We start from the raw sequence: 17,215 nt of genomic DNA, 5'->3' as shown, positions 1-17,215 counted from the left end.
CCCCGGCCGACCAGACGGCCCACACACCCGAGAACAGCGAGACCGCGCCCGGTTCGGATGACGCCGCCCAGGCCTCGTCCGAGGCCCCTGCCGACGACATGAGCGCCTTCGAGGAACAGGTCGGGGACTCCGACCTCGCCAAGGCTCTCGAACGCATCGCGAGCGTCGAGGACCAGCTGGCCCGCGTCAACGCCGAGCTGTACAACCAGGGCCAGGAGTACGCCAACTACGTACGTCGCTCCAAGGAAGCCATTCCCGGCCATAAGACCGCGGGCCAGGATGAGGTCATCGACGCGCTTATCAGCGTCCTCGACGACATCGCCGCCGCCCGCGCACACGGTGACCTGGAGGACGGTCCCTTTGCGTCCATCGCCACGAAGCTCGAGGACACCCTCAAGACACGCTTCGAACTGGAACGCTACGGTGCCGCAGGTGAGGACTTCGACCCGAACCTGCACGACGCCCTCATGGCCACCACCAGCGCTGACGTTGATCACCCCGTCATCGGGCAGGTCCTCACCAGCGGCTACCGCCGCGGCGAACGCGTCGTGCGCGCCGCGAAGGTGCTGGTGAATAACCCTGAATAACAGCAACAACACGCTCGTGACTGAAAGTGAGGTGAAACGCGCGTGAGTGAACAGGATTGGTTCTCGAAGGATTTCTACAAGGTCCTGGGAGTTGATAAGACAGCGGACAAGAAGGCCATTACGAAGGCCTACCGCAAGCTGGCGCGCAAGTGGCACCCGGATCAGAACCCGGGCGACAAGACAGCCGAAGCCAAGTTCAAGGAAATTGGTGAGGCATACGCGGTCCTGTCCAACGATGAGGATCGCAAGCGCTACGACGCGATTCGCGCGATGGCCGGCGGCGGAGCACGCTTCTCCGCCGGATCGGGCGGCACGGGAGGTTTCGAGGACCTCTTCGGTGGCTTCAACGGCGGCGGTTTTGGCGGCGGCGGCCATAACGTGCGCTTCCAGACCTCCGGCATGCCCGGCGGCGGCGCTGGTTTCGAGGACATCCTCTCCGGCCTCTTCGGAGGGGGCGGCGGCGCGGGCGCGCGATTTGGTGGCGACCCCTACGGCTCGCCCTTCGGTGCCGGCGGCCATGCTCAGCAGGCGGCACCCACGCCCGAAAAGGGCGGGACGGTGCGTGCGAAGCTGTCCATCTCCTTCCGGCAGGCCCTCAACGGTGCGACCTTGACCATCAAGGTCGGCGGCTCCCCGATCAAGGTCCGCATCCCTGCGGGCATCAAGGACGGTCAGAAGGTCCGCGTCAAGGGGCATGGCAAGCCGGGTATGCACGGCGGTCCCGTCGGCGACCTCGAGGTTGCCGTGACGGTCAAACCCCACCCCGTGTACTCGCGCGAGGGTAACGACCTGGTCATGACACTGCCGGTGACAGTCTCCGAGGCCATCCTCGGTGCCACCATCGACGTGCCCATGATCGACGGCAACACGGCCACGGTCAAGGTGCCTGCAGGTTCCTCCTCGGGCGCGGAAATCCGCGTGCGCGGCGAGGGAGTGAAGACCTCGAAGGCGACGGGTGACCTTATCGCTCGTCTGTCCATCCAGGTTCCCGCGAAGCCCAGCCGCGAACTCAAGAAGCTCGTGAAAGACATGGCGAAGGCCGAGGGTGACCTCGACGTGCGAGCATCGCTGGCGAAGGCGGCTGAGGAGTAACTCATGGCGACGACCGGCCCGGACGAGCCGATCACCTTCGTCATCTCGGTTGCGGCCGAGCTGGCGGGGATGCACCCCCAAACCCTGCGGCAATACGACCGTCTGGGCCTGGTCATCCCCGCCCGCACGAAGGGACGAGGACGGCGCTACACGAAACGCGACGTGCAACGCCTGCGTGACGTGCAGCGCATGAGTCAGGAAGAGGGCATCAACCTCGCTGGCATCCGTCGGATCCTTGAACTCGAGCGACGCGTCGAAGCTCTCGAAGCCGAACGTGACGCCCTGCGCGACGCCGTCGCTGCCTCCGAGGCGCGCCGCAACCGCGTGTTCGCGGCTTCCGCAGATGGCCAAGTCATGCCGATGCGACGAGGCCAGCGTCCATGGGATCGCTCCTCGAAGCCCGCGGCCGCTTCCGGCGGATCGCTCACCGTGTGGGATCCGATGCGCGCGCTCGCGTCCCTGGCTTCCTCCGGGACTCCGACACGCCACGCGCTGCCGGGACCGTCTTCGGGCGTGCGATCTGTCATCGAGGGAACGATTATTTCCCGCTGATACGGTCGCGCGTCTGCTGATCGACGTACCTGTGCCGCCTCGATGCTGCTGCGTCGGGGCGGCACAGCGTATTGGAGAGTTTTGCCCGTGTTCTGGGTGCCTCCGGCTTCTCCCCGCACGCTAACCCGCTATTCCGCACGCTAACCCGCTATTCCGAGTGTGGGCGGCCATGCCCACGTGCGGAATAGGAGGCCCACGTGCGGGATGCGGACTCGGACTCGCACGAGCGGCCCGCGTGTATGCTGCGGGTCCCTCCGCTCGAACTGCGTCGGTTGGGGTGCGTGGCCCGGTTGTTATGGCGGCCCGATAGCGTCCAGGATGGGTCAGCGCGTCGCCGGGAGACAAAAAGGAGCTGCGGGACCCATCCAACGGATGAGTCCCGCAGCCTAATTCGATCAAGGATCCGGGGGCACACAGGATCCCTGACCGAAGCCTGGAACAGGCGACAGGCTCTCGCCTGCTGAGAATAGTTTTACCAGGTCACGGCTGGTTTGGGTACTCGATCAGCGGTGATGTGCGCACTTCGCACGAACGTGCAGGCCGTCCGAAATGAGCGTGCGTCTCATCGGCAACATTTTTGTGAAATGGGCGCTGACCTGCGGCTTTGTATTTGAATCGAGCTTTTCATTGAAAATACGCAGATTGTGAAGCGAGAATGTCGCAGAAGCGGCGGGGTGGACTCTCCGTATTGACCGTTGAGTCGTATTGATGCGATCACACCGACATGTTGTGGGTAACGTTGGTATGGTATTCAGCACTTTTGGTGCTGGTGATGTGTTCTCGGCGTGTCGCGTGGGACGGTGCATAGCCCAACCCGGCCCCGGCCTCGTCCGTGAGAAGATCGCGGAGTGCTCCGCCGACGCGAGCATGGCCCCGCAGGCGCTAACCTTGGGCCATGACAAATTCACCGCATCACCTGTCGGTGCGCTCGCGCGTGGCCAACGTGGCCGGCGCTGCCGCCCGCTTCACCTCCCGGGCCCTCGGCCGAGGATCCGGAGGCATGATTGGCGGAGAGGTCGCCCTGCGCATCTCCCCGCAGTTCCTGGCCGAACTGGCCGCCCCCTTCTCCTCGGTCATCGTTACCGGCACGAACGGCAAATCCACGACGACGCGCATGGTACGCGCCGCCCTGGAGAGCGCCGGGCCCGTCGCCTCCAATATCAACGGTGACAACATGACCTCCGGCGTCATCACCGCCCTCATGCAGGGAAAGAACGCGACTCGCGCTGCCCTCGAGGTCGACGAGATGCATGTGCCTGCGGTCGCCGCGGACGTTCACCCCGACGTCTTCGTGTACCTCAACCTCTCGCGCGACCAGCTCGACCGCGTCGGCGAGATCGGTTCGGTCGAAAAGCGCCTGCGTGAGGGTGCGTCCGCTCACCCGAATGCCGTCGTTGTTGCCAACTGTGACGATCCGCTGATCGTCTCCGCCGCCGCCGACAACCCGAACGTCGTGTGGGTTGCCGCCGGTGCCGGATGGGGCGGAGACTCTGCGGCCTACCCGCGTGGCGGCCGCGTCGTGCGCAGTGGCGATGACTGGCACCTGATCCCTGCCTTCGAGGGCGAGGAACTCCCCGCACTGCAGAGTCGCCCACAGCCCCACTGGTGGCTGACAGACGTCGACCTGGCCCCCGAGGGTCCGCGTGCCCTCCTGCACGGCCCAGGCGACGTCGCCGTGCGACTCGAACTCAAGCTGCCCGGCCGCGCCAACCTCGGCAACGCCGCGCAGGCCGTTGCCGCCGCCGTCGCCATGGGCATTACGCCCGAGGCCGCGGCGACAGCCGTCAGCTCCGTCACCGAGGTCGCGGGGCGCTACTCCGTCCACGACGTCAACGGGCGCCGCGCCCGCATGATGCTCGCGAAGAACCCCGCCGGCTGGCAGGAAGCCATGACGATGGTTGACCCGCGCGTCGACCAGGTCGTCATCGGCGTCAACGGGCAGGTTCCCGACGGGCAAGACCTCTCGTGGCTGTGGGATGTCGACTTCTCTCGCGTCAACCAGCCCGGCAGGCGCGTCATCGCATGCGGCGAGCGAGGTGCCGACCTGGCCGTACGCCTCGAATACGCTGGCATCCACTGTGACCTTGCACCCCTGCCCATGGATGCCCTGGCCGCGTGCGAGCCGGGGCGTGTCGAGGTCCTCCTCAACTACACGGCAATGCGCGACTTCAAGGTCCTGCTCGACCGAAAGGAAGGCAAGCGGTGAGCGCTTCCACACTGCGAATCGGTGTTCTCATGCCCGAGGTTTTGGGCACCTACGGGGACACGGGCAACGCCCTGATCCTGGCCGAACGCGCCCGCAGGCGCGGCATTGACGCCGAGGTCGTCCACGTGGGTCTGACCGAGGAAATCCCCGATAGCCTCGACATCTACACCCTGGGCGGGGGAGAAGACACCGCCCAGGCGCTCGCGGCCGACAAGTTCCGTGGCACCTCAGGTCTGGCGCGCGCCCTTGACGCCGGCCGCCCGCTTCTGGCGATCTGTGCCTCCCTGCAGGTTCTCGGTCACTGGTATGAGGATGCGCGCGGTGCGCGCGTGCCCGGCATGGGTGTTCTGGACATCACGACGCTGCCGCAGGGGCATCGCGCTATCGGCGAGCTGGTGACAGTGCCCCTCGTCGAGGGACTGACTCAGCCGCTCAGCGGTTTTGAAAACCACGGCGGTGGAACCATCCTGGGCGAAGACGCGGCCCCTCTCGGCCGGGTCATCTCCGGCGTCGGCAACGGCACCCCGCAGGGCCAGGAACCCGCCGAGGTCGCCTACGACGGTGCCGTCCAGGGATCCATCATCGCCACCTACATGCACGGCCCGGCCCTGGCTCGTAACCCCGAGTTGGCGGACCTGCTACTCCAGCGCGCGACCGGCATGTCGCTGCCGCCCCTCGAGGTGCCCGGCGTTGCGCAGCTGCGCGCGGAGCGCCTGAGCGGCGTCCAGCTGCCCTGACGCGCGCCGACGCCCGCGATTCCGGACGTAGCCACGGCCTCGTCCATCCGTCGCCGATCCCACCCGGGGTCGGCGACGCGCCTTTTGTCGACAAAGTGAGTGCAGAGTCTTGTATGCTTGGCGACAAACCCCATCAGAAAGGCGATACCATGTCGAACCCCTCCGTTGGAAATCCGAACCCGCAGAACGCGCCGCAGGCATACCCGGGAGGTGCATATGGTGCGCCTGCCCCGGTGGCAATGCCGAAGCTGCCCGGTCGCGCACCCAGCATTACGACGCTTGTCATTGGCATCCTGTTAATGGTTGTGGTCGCCCCGATTGTTTTCTTCGGAATAATGATCGCGGGTGTCACCAAGACCGAGGGCAATGCCGTCAAGGGCGGTACGACGGCCAACGGCAGCATTGTGACCGTGACTGCGGATGGCAAATTCACGGTTACCACCGACGGCGCTGACCCCGCATGCTTCCTCATGGATGCGGGTGGCACGCTGTACCAACTCACCCCCTATAAGGATAACGAGGGCGTCTACACTGCCTCAGGTATTCCTGCAGGCCAGTACAAGCTGCAGTGTGAAGGCATCGCCAGCAGCGCGACAGTTGTTGCCTTTAATGCCTCGCCGGAGGTCATGAAGCAGGCCTTCGTCATGCCGTTCGTGTGGGGAACAGTCGTTGGTGTTGCCGGTCTTGTCGTCACGATCATCGGCGTTGTGCTCCTCGTGAAGGTGAACGGCAAGCGTCGCCGCATCATGCAGGAAGCCATGATGGCGGCTGTGCGCTGACGCGAATCCTGTCAGGGGCGAGGCTGGAGTAGTTCCGGCCTCGCCCCTTTTCTGCGCCTTCTCTCGGTATACGGTCGGGGCGGTGCGCTGTAGGATCGCGTGCGCCGTCCCATTCGCGGTGAAACGCTATTCAGCGCGCGTGCAGCGTTGTTATGCTTAAGCAAAATTCCCACCAGGAAGGCACGCACATGTCATATCCCCCCTACGGTTCTTCGGGCGGCCAGAACACGCCCTGGCCTCAGTATGGTGAAAACACGGGTGGAGTCACGCAAGGCTACCCGGGTGGAGGTCCGCAGGGCTATGCAGGCGGCGGATATGTCGCCCCTACTCCGGTGGTCATGCCTCCGATGCCCAGTCGCGCGTCGGGCATCGTTGCCCTCGTTCTCGGCATTGTGATGATGGTCTTGATCGCGCCCATCGCGTTCTTCGCGACGATGGCTGTTGGCCTGACGTCGAGCGTGGAGGACTTGTCGAACGGTAGAGCGCTGGGGAACGGCGCGAGCGTCACTGTGACGGATAAGGGCAGTTATTCGGTGATGATCGGTGACGGGAGCGCCTCCTCGTGCGCGCTCGTCGACTTCAATAACAAGAGTTATACGCTCAATCCCTACGAGGGGAGCAACACCCTGTTCTCGGCGTCGGATCTGCCGGCGGGCGCCTACAAGATTCAGTGCCAGGGCCTGACCCCCGGCGCGGAAGTCGCCGGTTTTAACGGTTCCGCGGAGCAGCTGGCGAACAAGGCGATCGTCGTGCCCCTCATCTGGGGAACCGTCGTCGGCGTCGGCGGTCTCATCGTCATGATTGTTGGCGTCGTGCTCCTCGTGAAGGTGAACGGCAAGCGTCGCCGTCTTGCGCAGGAAGCCATGATGGCGGCCATGCGCTGACCCGCCACCCTGAGAGGGGCGAGTCCCGGAGGCGTCTCCGGCCTCGCCCCTCTCTGTCTGTCTGGCTACGCGTCTCTCACGAAAGGAACTCTCGTGTCCACTCTGTCTTTCACTGGCGAGCGCCGGGTGCGTTTCCCCGCCCCTGACGTCGCCCGCGGCTTTATGCTGGCCCTGATTGCTCTGGCGAACGTGCCATTCTGGGTTCGCTTCTTCCCGGACTATCCCGCGCCGGGGCAGGCGGCGCTTGATGCAATGAGTGGGGTGGATCAGTGGTGGTTCCTGCTGCGAGCGCTGTTCGTCGACCGCCGCGCCTATCCATTGTTTTCGATTCTCTTTGGTTTTGGTATGGCGATCATGGCCAAGCGCACGATCGAGCGTGAGCGTCGCGTCGCTCGTGAGGCTCTGCCCGCCGAACTCAGCGCCGGGTGGATTCCCCTGCAGTGGCAGTTTTTTGGCGAGGACGTGGAGCGTCGCGCTCGTCGCGCGGCGTCGCGTTTGATCCGGCGCCGTGGATGGTGGATGCTGGCGTTTGGCGCTGTGCATAGTGTCATTTTCCAGGGAGACATTATTGGGGCCTATGGCCTGGTGGCGGTGATTTTCGTGGAGGTTATTGTGATGAGGCGCGTGTGGCTGCGCGCGGTCATCGGGGTGACGGGTGCGTCGCTGAGTCTCCTTCTTCTGTCGTCGGGCGCGGCGGAGATGGGCGCCCATCCGATGACGCTGGAGTATCACGCGCAGGCGACGCTGGAGGCGACGACGCCTCTGTGGAATCTGGCCGGGTGGCTTGTGGCCACGCCTTTCACGGTGCTAACCACCCTGGTCGCGCCTTGCGTGATGCTCGGGGTTGGGGTCGAGCGTTGGGGGGCGCTGCAGGATCCGAGCGGCCATCGCGGTGCGCTCGTCGCGATTGCTGGTGGTGGTCTCCTGGCGGGGGCGCTGGGTGCGCTGCCCTACGCGCTCGGCCAGTTGGACTGGGCACACGTGGGTGGCTCGGGTTGGACGTTCCCTCTTTTTCACGCGTCGGGTGTCGCTGGGGCGTGTGGCTGGTTGGCGCTCCTTGCTCTCCTGGGTGGGGGTCCTCGCGAGGCCTCGGCGGAGTTCGCTCAGGGCGCGGCGTCGTTCGAGGAGTTGGGTGCTTTCCGCTCGTTCTTGAGCGCGATTGGCCGCCGGTCGATGACTGCGTACCTGGCTCAGACGCTCGTCTTTGCCGTGCTGTTCCTGGTGCTCGGGGCTGTGGGAGTACGCTCCGTGGGCGTGGCGGTCTCCGCCCTTATTGCACTCGCCGTGTGGGCGCTCATTGGAGTCGGGTGCGTTATCTCCGACGCGATGGGACGTACGCGTGGTCCCGCTGAGCGTCTCCTGCGCTGGTTGGTTGCGCGCACCGCGTGGACCCTGCCGCTGCCCAAGCTGCCGATGTCGATTTACGGTGCGCCGACGCCGGGGGCAGTGCAGAACCACGGGGTGAAGGGCGCTCCCAAGGCAATGATGTCGGTCTCTCGGGACGCTGAGGGAGTGCTGCCGGACTCCTTGGACGGCATGCAGAATGATGCAAATAGCTGAAAACTCTGCATCGTGCAAGAGAAGGAAGCAAATGTGACTGAATAGACAAATGAGTTCTGGGTTGTCAGCACCTCTCGGATGAGCTGCGGTGATGGCTGTGCGGCGTTCATTCGTGACGTGGTTGCGGCGGCCTCTAGGCCTTGTGGCCATTGGTATTTCGCCGATTCTGCGCTACTGTGAGGGTGTAGTGATACACACGCTGATGGCACGATGTAGTGAGCGGAGGAGGCGGCCGATGGTTGTGCACATGTCAAACGCACAGAGGGGTGGCCGACGCGCTCACACCCCCGGGGTACGGACGCAGTGGCGCGTCACGAACGACGGATACGAGTAGGGGAGTCATCATGGGCTGGCTATGGCGGGCGGATGCCGACGGCGGAACCGACGGCGAGGAAACGCCTCGCCGCGCCGAATCGGCGGACGATAACCGCTCTGATATGGGACAATGGGAGGGTAGTAAAGCAACGTCGGCGGAAGGAATCGCCACGGGTAACTCGGAGTTTGAGGCCAATCGTTTCGATATGGTCCGTCCTATTACGCAGGAGCGCCTGGGGCTCCTCTTTGATTCTGAGGGATGGGCCTGGCGTATCGACAACGATGGAGACCTGTGCGGCCTGTGGGAGGGACACCTGTTCTGCTTCCGCTTCCTCGGCGACTCGCGCGAGGTGCTTTCGATTGTTGCGTTTATGAAGCAGTTGGTTCCCCTTGAATATGGGGAGGATCTGCGTGATTTCCTGCAGGCGTGGCATGGGGAGTTCCTGTGGCCCAAGGCTTACGTCGCGGAGCAGCTTGAGGGGGATCGTGTCGTCGCCGAGGTGAATGGCGACTACGAGTACGGCGCAACGGATGCGCAGCTGATCCAGCAGGTCATGTGCGCGCTGGCGACGACGCTGCAGCTCTTCCGTGCGCTCGCGGATCGTTACAGTATTGAGGATGCTGAGGGACCTGGTTCCTCGGGTGGTCATCAGCGCGGATTCGACGGTCCTACCTGGCTTCCGGAGAACTGAACTCCGGCCTCGCCTGTGCCTTGTGTTCCCATTTTGAAGTTGAGTGGAATAGACTCAACTTCGGGTTCGTTATGTCTACCAGATGCGTCGACAACCGTCGATGCGAGACGAATGAACCATTTGGAGGAACGATCTCATGGCACGTGAGATGACAACGAAGGCGCAGGAGGCCATCGCCTCCGCGCTCCAGGCCGCGTCGGCGGCCGGAAACCCGCAGGTCGAACCCATTCACCTGCTGCAGTCCCTTATTGAGCAGCGTGACGGTATTGCCCTGTCCCTGCTCGGGGCAGTGGGGGCGGACGCGCGCGCAATCGGCGCACGCACCCGTAACGCACTGGTGGCGCTACCCAGTACTCAGGGGGCATCCGCGGGTTCCGCTCAGGCCTCGCGCGCGCTGCTCGCCGCCGTTCAGGATGCGGGGGAGCGCGCCGAGAGCGCGGGAGACCAGTACATTTCGACCGAGCACCTGCTCATCGCTCTGGCAGCGTCCGATACCGAGGCGGGGCGTATTCTCACCGCCGGTGGTGCGACGGCTGAGGCCCTGGCGCAGGCGCTCGCCCAGCTGCGTCCTGACCCGATCACCTCGCCCGACCCCGAGGGGTCGTTCGAGGCTCTGTCCAAGTACGGTCGCGACCTGACCGAGGTGGCGCGCGAAGGCAAGCTTGATCCTGTCATTGGGCGCGACAACGAGATTCGTCGCGTCGTCCAGGTCCTGTCCCGGCGTACGAAGAACAACCCCGTCCTGATCGGTGAACCCGGCGTCGGTAAGACCGCCGTCGTCGAAGGTCTCGCCCAGCGCATCGTCGCGGGCGATGTCCCGGAGTCCCTGCGTGACAAGCGCCTGGTGTCCCTCGACGTGTCGTCGATGGTCGCCGGTGCGAAGTATCGCGGCGAGTTCGAGGAGCGCCTCAAGGCGGTCCTGGCCGAGATCTCCCGCTCGGACGGGCAGATCATTACCTTCATTGACGAGCTGCACACAGTCGTGGGCGCGGGCGGCGGTTCCGAGGGCGCGATGGACGCGGGCAATATGCTCAAGCCCATGCTCGCCCGCGGCGAGCTGCGCATGGTCGGTGCGACGACCCTCGACGAGTACCGCGAGAACATCGAAAAGGACCCGGCGCTTGAGCGCCGCTTCCAGCAGGTGTTCGTCGGTGAACCCTCGGTTGAGGATACTGTCGCCATTCTGCGCGGCATCGCCCCGAAGTACGAGGCTCACCACAAGGTGACCATCTCCGACGGTGCGCTCGTCGCCGCGGCGACCCTGTCGAACCGCTACATCACGGGACGTCAGCTTCCTGATAAGGCGATCGACTTGATTGACGAGGCCGCATCTCGCCTGCGCATGGAGCTGGACTCCTCGCCGGTTGAGATCGATGAGCTGCGCCGCAGCGTGGATCGCCTCCGCATGGAGGAGTCCTATCTGACCGAGTCCGACCCGGAGGGCCTCGACGAGGCCACCCAGGATCGCCTCAGCAAGCTGCGTGCTGACTTGGCGGACCGTGAGGAGAACCTGCGCGCCCTCACAGCGCGCTGGGAGGCTGAGAAGGCTGGGCACAACCGTGTTGGTGACCTGCGCGTCCAGTTGGATACGCTGCGTACCCAGCTTGAACTGGCGGTTCGCGAGGGGCGCTGGGAGGAAGCGGGTCGTCTGCAGAACGGCGAGATTCCCTCCGTTGAGCGTCAGATTGCCGAGGCCGAGGCTCAGGCTGAGGATCAGGAAGCTCAGGGCGATGAAGAGCCGATGATTGCGGAGAAGGTCGGTCCCGCAGAGATCGCAGAGGTGATCGAGGCGTGGACCGGAATTCCCACGGGCAAGCTCCTTCAAACTGAGACGGACAAACTCCTGCACATGGAAACCGAGTTGGGTAAGCGGCTCATCGGGCAGAAGGATGCCGTGCGTGCGGTGTCCGACGCTGTTCGGCGCTCGCGTGCGGGGCTGTCGGATCCGAATCGTCCGACTGGTTCCTTCCTGTTCCTGGGACCCACGGGTGTGGGTAAGACCGAACTGGCTAAGTCGCTCGCGGAGTTCCTCTTCGACGATGAGCGTGCAATCGTGCGCATCGACATGTCGGAGTACTCCGAGAAGCATTCGGTTGCCCGCCTGGTCGGTGCCCCTCCGGGGTACGTCGGCTACGAGCAGGGTGGTCAGTTGACTGAAGCGGTGCGTCGTCGGCCATATTCTGTGGTCTTGCTCGATGAAGTTGAGAAAGCTGACCCTGAGATTTTCGACATCCTTTTGCAGGTTTTGGATGACGGGCGTCTCACTGATGGCCAGGGTCGGACTGTTGACTTCCGCAATACCATTTTAATTCTCACGTCTAACTTGGGATCACAGTTCCTGGTGAACCAAGACTTGACGACCGAGGAAAAACGGGATGCAGTCATGTCTGTCGTCCGGTCGAGTTTCCGGCCAGAGTTCCTCAATAGGTTGGACGAAACTGTCATGTTTGACGCTCTGACCCGCGAAAACCTGGGTGAGATTGTTGACCTGCTGGTTGCTGCACTTCAGTCCCGCCTGCGTGATAGGCGTATCAACTTGACAGTTAGTGAAGCGGCGCGCGGTTGGCTCACGCGCGTGGGGTATGATCCTGCCTTTGGGGCGCGCCCGCTACGCCGCTTAATTCAGCGCGAAATCGGCGATCGACTGGCTGTTCTCCTGCTTGCAGGGGATGTGCAGGATGGGCAGAACGTGACAGTTGACATTAACGCAACCTTTGACGGGCTTGTCATGAATGTTGATAAACCCTGAGATTGCGCGCTACACTGAATACCAGTGTGTATTTCGGACTCGCAGTATGTGATGTCCGCAACAGCAGGAGATGATATGACAACGCAGAGGAAGGCCCGTGGAGCCTATTCCGTTGGACAGGCGACGCGTGAATCCATCCTCTCGGCAGCGATGGTTCTGATCGCGGAGCGAGGCTACAACGGCTTCTCTCTGCGCGACCTCGGTCGTCGAGTCGGTATTTCCCACCCCGCCGTCGTCTATCACTTCCCCTCCAAGGAAGCGATCCTGCGCAGTGCGATCCAGCGTCACGAGGAGATGAACGCACTCTTCGACGTCTCCATTAACGAGGAAGCGGAAGGTGGATTCGACGAGGGCGGCATCACCGCCGGTTCGTTCGTTGACTGGGCCGTCGGGGAGATGCGTTTCGCCATGAAGCCCGGCGCGGATGCGGCCATCGCCCTGGACTGCGTCCTGTGGGCGGAGTCTTCGTCGGAGACTCATCCTGCGCACGCACACTACAAGTACCGTACGCAGCAGATGGAGGAAGCTCTCACCTCGATGATCACCGCTTTCGTCGAGGACGAGGGCGCCGACATTGGTACGACTCCTCGCACCCTGGCAAAGATCCTGATCCGCTACTGGTATGGCTCCGTCGTGTCGGCTCGTTACAACGACGAACCCATCGACGCTCGCGAGTTCGTCGCGGACTTCCTGGCCGTGTGTGTGCAGCTCCTGCACCTGCCGGCGCACTACGTCCTCCAGCTCGGTGCCTCCGTGCCCGAGGAAGTCGCGGAAGTCTACGCCCGCACGCTGCGCAAGATCAGCGAGAAGACCACGGCGGCAGCAGAAGCCGCCGCTGTAGCCGCGGCTCCGGAAGCCACTACCGCATGATCGGCCCGCTACCTTCTTTCGATGTCGCCCTCGTCCTTCGCGTCGGGGGCGACGTCGTCTACTCGCACGGCGATGTTGATCGCGCGTTCCCGCTCGCGTCTGTCACCAAGCCGATTGTCGCGTGGTCGGTGCTGGTCGCGGTCGAACGAGGCCTGATCTCCCTCGATAATCCTGCGGGTCCTGAGGGGGCCACGGTTCGTCACCTGCTCGCCCATGCCTCGGGCCTACCCTTCGAGGGGAGGCGTCCTGTCGCCGCTCCCGGCAAGCGCCGCATCTACTCCAACGAGGGCTTCGATATCCTCGGCGAGGTCGTGGCTGAGGCGAGTGGAATGGGGGTCGCTCAGTGGGTGCGCCAGACGGTGTTTGACCCGCTTGGAATGGGTTCCGTGGACATCCCGGGTAGTCCCGCTCATGCGGGTGTTGCGAGCGCCGCCGACGTGAGCCTTTTCGGTGCTGAGCTCGCCCGTCCGACTCTGGTGAGCGCGCCGCTGGCCGCCCTCGCGGGACTCTCACAGTTTCCGGCGCTCGCCGGCGTCGTGCCCGGCTATGGGCGTTTCACGCCCTGCCCGTGGGGCCTCGGCCTGGAAATTCGTGGCGAGAAGGCTCCGCACTGGACTGCGCCCGACGCGTCGGCGCGCACGATTGGGCACTTCGGGCAGTCTGGTTCTTTCGTGTGGGCGGACCGTGACCTCGGGGCCAGCGCCGCTTTCGTGGGTGCTGAGCCCTTCGGGCAGTGGCATCACGATAACTGGTCGGTCCTCAACGCGTCGTTGTTGTCCCTTGCGCGCGAGCGTGCCTAATTGGTACGGATCGAGGGCTGGGTGCGTGCCCAGGCCTCGATCCGTACCGGAGGCGTCGCCCCGGCTTCGTCCCTGATCTGTTAGTCGACGTCGACGATGACGGGCACGTGGTCGGACGCGCCCTTTCCTTTGCGCTCGTCGCGGTCGATCTGCGCGCCGCTCACGCGGGCCGCGAGTGCGGGCGAGCAGTAGGCGAAGTCGATGCGCATGCCCTGGTTTTTGGGGAAGCGCAGCTTCTGGTAGTCCCAGTAGGTGTAGTTGGTGACGCGATCTCGCGTGACTTCGACCCAGCCGTCGGCGGCGAAGGCGGCGAAGGCCTCGCGTTCGGGTGCGGAGACGTGTGTGGCACCCTCGAAGACGCTCATGTCCCACACGTCTTCGTCGAGGGGTGCGACGTTCCAGTCGCCCACGAGGGCGATGTGTGCCTCGGGGTCGGACAGCCAGTCGCGGCCTTGCTCGGCGAGGTTGGCGAGCCACTGGAGCTTGTATGCGTAGTGCGCGTGCGTGAGTTCGCGGCCGTTGGGCACGTACAGGCTCCAGATCGTCATTGACGAGGCCTGCCCGTCCCCCGAGGGAAGGGCGTCGGTCGTGTCGATGGTGACGCCAAGCGCGCGGGCTTCGACGACGGGCGGTTCGCCGAAAGCGGGCTGGGTGGGGAAGTGGTCCTGAATATCGAGGATGGGCAGGCGTGAGGCGACGGCGACGCCGTTCCACTGGTTGAGGCCGTGGATGGCGACGTGGTAGCCGGCCTTCTCGAAGGGTTCGATGGGGAACTGGTCGGGGCGGCACTTGATTTCCTGCATGGCGAGTACGTCCGTGTCGGAGCGCTGCAGGAAGGCGATGACTCGGTCGACGCGCGTGCGGATGGAGTTGACGTTCCAGGTCGCAAATCTCATGGGGTCGAGCCTAGCCGTGAGTGGGGGAGTGGGCGCGTAAAACACGCGTGAAACAGGTGTGAAACGTGCGGAGTTGCGCAGTTGTCGGACAGGCGCAATAGAATGATAATGATTCTCATCTATAGCATAGCTAGAAAAGGCACTCTTATGTCATACCTGCGACGCGTGAGCACAGCGGCGCTGGCCCTCTTCCTGGCGCTCACCCCGGCCACCGCGTGGGCCGGACCCGACCAGGACAAGGATTGGATCGTCACCAGGCAGCACGTCGATGCGCCCATCCCCATCTGGCACGACGACACGAACAGCTTCTCCCTGAATACCATCAACCTACCGATGGAGAAGACCGCCCTGTGGATCCCCAAGGCGTGGACCGGAACCAGTGAGAAGGACGAGGCGAAGTCGCAGCTGGTCATACCCGCCAAGCGCCCCGATCTGGCGTTCCTCGGTTCCGAGGGGGCCGTCCTGAACGCGGCCCCCCAGAACCCCGGACCGGGCAATACCCCCATCTGGGCGGGCCTGGGTGCCGGCGAGGTCGGCGACGCCGACAAGTTCGAGGGAGAGACCTACACGCTCGACCTCATCAGCGTTGACGGCCCCGGGCGCATGGAGATGTTCATCGACAACGGCGACAGCGTCAACCGTTTCCTCTCCAGCCACGACACGGCCTACCGCAGCGTCTACAACCCGCGTCACTCGCACATGTATACGACCTTCACGCAGCCCGGTCGATACGTCGCAAACTACAAGATGACCGCGCGCAGCGCCGACGGGACTGCCATCTACTCCTCGCCGATTACGCCGCTGGTCTGGCAGGTCGGCGGTGAGAACCCCGCCGATGGCACCATCAAGGACATCGAGGCCGCCTACAACGCCGCGCGCGCCGAGCGCGGTGACGGCAACGAGGCCCAGCCCACGCTGACCCTGTCCCACCACGCCGAGCGCGCCCACCCCGGCGACAACTTCCTCACCGACGTCACGATCGACACGGGCGTTTCCACCGACACCGGGCGTGCGTGGATCACCGTCAACGGCTACTTCCTCACCGAGGTCGCCGTCGAGGGCGGTCGAGCAACCGTCTCCGAGCTGCTCGGAGAGGACGCTGCCGCCGTCCAGGCGATCTACATTCCCGGCGATTCCGGATCGTCGCGCTGGATCTCGCAGGTCGTGCAGTACTCCCAGAAGGACACCGAACCAGTCACCGTCGGCACCACCGACACGATCCTCGTCGACTCCAACCCGGACCCCGCGCCCGTGTGGAACCCCGACCACCTCCCGCTCTCCTCGCGCCGCGTCGACGTCTCCTACGACCTCAAGCCCGGCACGACCGACCAGTACACGGCCACGGTGCGTGCGAACGACCCAACCCTGCGCGCCACCTACAAGATCGAGTTCCTCGAATCCAAGTGGGATTTCAGCCCCTGGTGCTCCATGGAAGGCACCCTGGGTGCGGGAGGCATGGACACGAAGACCCAGGACCTCGGCGTGTGCCAGTCCGACCCCATGTACATGCGCGTCATCCTGCGCCCCCACCCCCTCTCCGACGCGGTCATGACCGTCGCTGATGCCTCCGACGTCACCGTTGGCGACCACGTGGGACTCACCGCCATGCTGACAATGCGTGACGGCGTCGCCGCCCCCGAAGAACCGGAACCCGCGCCCGCGCCGGAACCGACCCCCGAACCCGCGCCGACGCCCACGCCGGATAACGGCGGTGGCCACGAGAACCCGACCCCGGCCTCGTCCCTCCTGAGCGACCCCGTTGAGATCGCGCGCGGACACCTCGACGTGCGCCTGATCCAGGCGAACGGAGAAAACGGCATCACCTACGGGCTGGCCGTCAAGGACGACTCGCTCACCAACGCGCGCACCTCCGTGATGCGCACCGTCGGCTCCACGACTCTCACGGTCGCCCCCAACGCGCGCTTCGTGCGCCCGGCCTCCCTGTCTGACCCAAGCTATGACGTACTCGGACCCGTCGGCACCGCCACCTACGTGCTGCCCGAGACGCAAAACAGCGACATCGTCTGGCCCGGGCTGTCCACCGAAGGGGTCGACTACGCGGCCCTACCTGACGGTGCCGACCTGACACTGCACTTGGCCGAGGCCCCCGCGGGCGCGCGCGTCGCCTTCTTCCAGGGTGGAACCTTCGGAAGCGGTGCGAAGATCCACTTTGACTCGACCACGGGCGACGGCGTCGTCCACACGACCGAGTCCACCCACATGCACGGCAACTGGGTCTTCAGCGCTCCCGGCACCTACCGCATCGAGGTCGGTGCACGCAGTGGCGAGCGTGTCCTGGCCGAACCGCAGGCGTTCACCGTGATCGTGCGCGGAGGCCACCACGAGCAGCCCGGTCCCACCCCGGGCGGAGAGCCGGTGCCCACGCCCTCGCCGGATCCTGCGCCCAGCCCTGAACCAGCGCCCAGCCCGGAACCCGCGCCTTCGCCGGAACCGAGTGTGGATCCCGAGCCTGCGCCTGCTCCCGAGCCGAGCGTT

The 17,215-nt window shown here is 64.7% G+C and carries 14 protein-coding genes; 13 read left to right on the top strand and 1 reads right to left on the bottom strand.

The annotated features are described in order from the left end of the window. From HMPREF1136_RS05255 to HMPREF1136_RS05200, 12 genes are all read left to right on the top strand, one after another. Positions 1–587, top strand: a 587-nt coding sequence (locus tag HMPREF1136_RS05255; RefSeq protein ID WP_009648287.1) for a nucleotide exchange factor GrpE, incomplete at its 5' end; no start/stop codon positions are given. Between the two features lie 42 nt (positions 588–629). After that, on the top strand, positions 630–1,679 hold the full coding sequence (locus tag HMPREF1136_RS05250) for a DnaJ C-terminal domain-containing protein (protein ID WP_009648288.1): 1,050 nt from the start codon (positions 630–632) through the stop codon (positions 1,677–1,679). A gap of 3 nt (positions 1,680–1,682) precedes the next feature. After that, entirely contained in the window at positions 1,683–2,231 is a 549-nt protein-coding gene (locus tag HMPREF1136_RS05245) for a heat shock protein transcriptional repressor HspR (RefSeq protein ID WP_009648283.1), read from the top strand. Between the two features lie 895 nt (positions 2,232–3,126). Then, entirely contained in the window at positions 3,127–4,437 is a 1,311-nt protein-coding gene (locus tag HMPREF1136_RS05240) for a Mur ligase family protein (protein WP_198002816.1), read from the top strand. Next, the gene (locus HMPREF1136_RS05235) at positions 4,434–5,174 is read left to right on the top strand and encodes a type 1 glutamine amidotransferase (protein WP_009648292.1); all 741 of its coding nucleotides are present in this window, start codon (positions 4,434–4,436) and stop codon (positions 5,172–5,174) included. The genes HMPREF1136_RS05240 and HMPREF1136_RS05235 overlap by 4 nt, the downstream gene beginning before the upstream one ends. 149 nt (positions 5,175–5,323) lie before the next feature. After that, positions 5,324–5,953 carry a hypothetical protein gene (locus tag HMPREF1136_RS05230; RefSeq protein WP_009648286.1) on the top strand — a complete coding sequence of 210 codons (630 nt, stop codon included), beginning with the start codon at positions 5,324–5,326 and terminating at the stop codon, positions 5,951–5,953. A gap of 188 nt (positions 5,954–6,141) precedes the next feature. Then, positions 6,142–6,837 (top strand): hypothetical protein, encoded by a 696-nt coding sequence (locus tag HMPREF1136_RS05225; protein WP_198002815.1) that lies wholly within the window; start codon positions 6,142–6,144, stop codon positions 6,835–6,837. Between the two features lie 93 nt (positions 6,838–6,930). Then, positions 6,931–8,397, top strand: coding sequence for a DUF418 domain-containing protein (locus HMPREF1136_RS05220; protein WP_009648280.1), 1,467 nt, complete (start codon positions 6,931–6,933; stop codon positions 8,395–8,397). 344 nt (positions 8,398–8,741) lie between these two features. Then, positions 8,742–9,404, top strand: a complete 663-nt coding sequence (locus tag HMPREF1136_RS05215) for a YbjN domain-containing protein (RefSeq protein WP_009648281.1) — start codon at positions 8,742–8,744, stop codon at positions 9,402–9,404. Positions 9,405–9,540: 136 nt separating this feature from the next. Further along, complete coding sequence (gene clpB / locus HMPREF1136_RS05210) at positions 9,541–12,153, top strand: ATP-dependent chaperone ClpB (RefSeq protein ID WP_009648285.1); 2,613 nt, start codon at positions 9,541–9,543, stop codon at positions 12,151–12,153. A 75-nt stretch (positions 12,154–12,228) separates the two neighbouring features. After that, a complete protein-coding gene (locus HMPREF1136_RS05205) occupies positions 12,229–13,023 on the top strand; it encodes a TetR/AcrR family transcriptional regulator (RefSeq protein WP_009648291.1) in 795 nt (264 codons plus the stop codon). Continuing rightward, positions 13,020–13,823, top strand: coding sequence for a serine hydrolase domain-containing protein (locus HMPREF1136_RS05200; protein WP_009648284.1), 804 nt, complete (start codon positions 13,020–13,022; stop codon positions 13,821–13,823). Before HMPREF1136_RS05205 ends, HMPREF1136_RS05200 begins: the two co-directional genes overlap by 4 nt. A gap of 80 nt (positions 13,824–13,903) precedes the next feature. Here HMPREF1136_RS05200 and HMPREF1136_RS05195 read toward each other — a convergent pair whose 3' ends face one another. Continuing rightward, positions 13,904–14,719: an exodeoxyribonuclease III gene (locus tag HMPREF1136_RS05195; RefSeq protein WP_009648289.1), complete on the bottom strand. Its 816-nt coding sequence runs from the start codon at positions 14,717–14,719 to the stop codon at positions 13,904–13,906. A gap of 147 nt (positions 14,720–14,866) precedes the next feature. On the opposite strand from HMPREF1136_RS05195, the gene HMPREF1136_RS05190 reads away from it, so the two are divergent. Next, the coding region (locus HMPREF1136_RS05190) for a choice-of-anchor M domain-containing protein (RefSeq protein ID WP_009648282.1) at positions 14,867–17,215 on the top strand (2,349 nt) is incomplete at its 3' end.

This window comes from Actinomyces sp. ICM47, from assembly GCF_000278725.1.
Classification (GTDB): domain Bacteria; phylum Actinomycetota; class Actinomycetes; order Actinomycetales; family Actinomycetaceae; genus Pauljensenia.
This window is presented reverse-complemented; position numbering and strand designations above follow the sequence as displayed.